The organism is Streptomyces poriferorum (assembly GCF_019399235.1).
Classification (GTDB): Bacteria; Actinomycetota; Actinomycetes; order Streptomycetales; family Streptomycetaceae; genus Streptomyces; species Streptomyces poriferorum.
In genome coordinates, this window is record NZ_JAELVH010000534.1 from 1 (window position 1) to 1,549 (window position 1,549).

The 1,549-nt window shown below is 71.6% G+C and carries 1 pseudogene; it reads right to left on the reverse strand.

Features of this window, described 5'->3' with window-relative positions:
* Positions 1 to 1,042: pseudogene (locus JGS39_RS39385) on the reverse strand (ABC transporter ATP-binding protein); the annotation flags it as partial.
* Positions 1,043 to 1,549: the final 507 nt, after the last annotated feature.

A 1,549-nucleotide genomic window follows, 5' to 3' on the forward strand; every position in this document is an offset into this window, starting at 1 on the left:
CCGGGATGGACTCCAGCCGCGTCAGCGCGTGGTACGCGGCGAGTCCATCCCGGGTCTGCACGTCGCTCTCCGGGAAGTACACGCCGAACCGCATGGGGATCAATACGGCCTGGAGGGCCACGGAGAGCTGGAGCAGGGACAGGGAGCCGTTCGCGCCCTCCCGGGCCAGGACGTACAGCGAGCCGCCGCCGCCCACCAGGCCGACGGCCGCGAGTCCCACGAAGGGCCAGAACAGGAGCCGTCGCCGTCCTTCCCACAAGGGGTCCAGATAGCCACGGGCCTGAGCGGTGTGGCGCTCGCGCAGCCAGGGGAGCAGCCCGAGCATCCGGGCCTCCTTCGCCAGTGCCGGCCCGCCGGCGGTGCGGCGCAGGTAGTTGAGCTTCCTCCGCTCCCCCGCGAGCCCGATCCGCAGGGCGCCGAAGCGGTCCAGTGAGCCGCGCTGCCCGAACCTGATCACCAGGGCCGTGACGGCGACCAGGGCTCCCGGCCCCGGACCGAGTACCAGCGCGACCATCACCGAGGCACCGGTCAGCTGGGCGTAGCGGGCGATCAGGGCCAGAGCCCCGGCGGCGGCGTCGCCCGGTGTGGGGGACACCCGCTCGAACCCGCCCCGGGCGTCGGACAGGATGTCGAGGACGTCCTGTCGCTCCAGTTCGGCGACCGGCAGGCCGGTCAGCGCGCACCGCATGAGGCGGGCGATGCACGCGCCGTCCACCTGCCGGGTGACCAGTTCGCCCAGCGCCGACTGGAAGGGTGCCAGCAGCTGCTGGACGACGAACGCGCAGACCGCGAGCAGGGGCGCCAGTCCCAGCACCGCCCATCCCGAACCACCGGAAGACGAAAGGGCGTCAGGGACACGGGAGATGAGCCGGCTCGTCCAGGCGATGAAGACGACCGGCAGCAGTCCGACGGTGATGTGCAGGGCGATGGTCGCCGTCAGCAGCGCGGGGTGCGTGTGGCGCAGGAGCCTGCCGACGGAGCGCCAGCGGTCGGCGCGTCGCCCGAACCATCCGGGCTCCGTGACGTGGTGTGCGGGTCGCACTCGAAATCCTCTTCGGGTAGTGCGATGGAGGTCCCGCACCATTGCGGGCCGTGGGAGGCGCGCGAGCGGCGGCATGGGGGCCCGGTGCGGGTTGTCCGCCGGCCACACGCTGCGCCTCGCTCCGATCCGCGCCACCCGCAGTTTGGACTAGACCTTTCAAGGCGTCAAGGAATCCCCGGCACACGGGACTGCGGACGTTCACCCGATGGTCATCAATTGTTCAACTCCCTTATTTGGTCTAGACGTTTCGCGAATCAGGTTGCTAACGTCCCGATTCCGAGCAGGGCCGTGCAGTGACGCCCGGCCCCCGCTCGTCTTCCAGCTGACGCCTGCGGGGGTGGCGTGCGGCGGCCTCGTGCCCACATCTTGGCCGACGGCCGCAGCCGCCTTCCCGAGCGAACTCTCGTGTGACCTCGCGCCCTAATCGGGCTGCGGACATCCGTTGAGCGCCGGCCCCGAACCCCTTGCCGCCCCGCGCCGGCCGCCCTCGACGACCCCGGCCCGGGC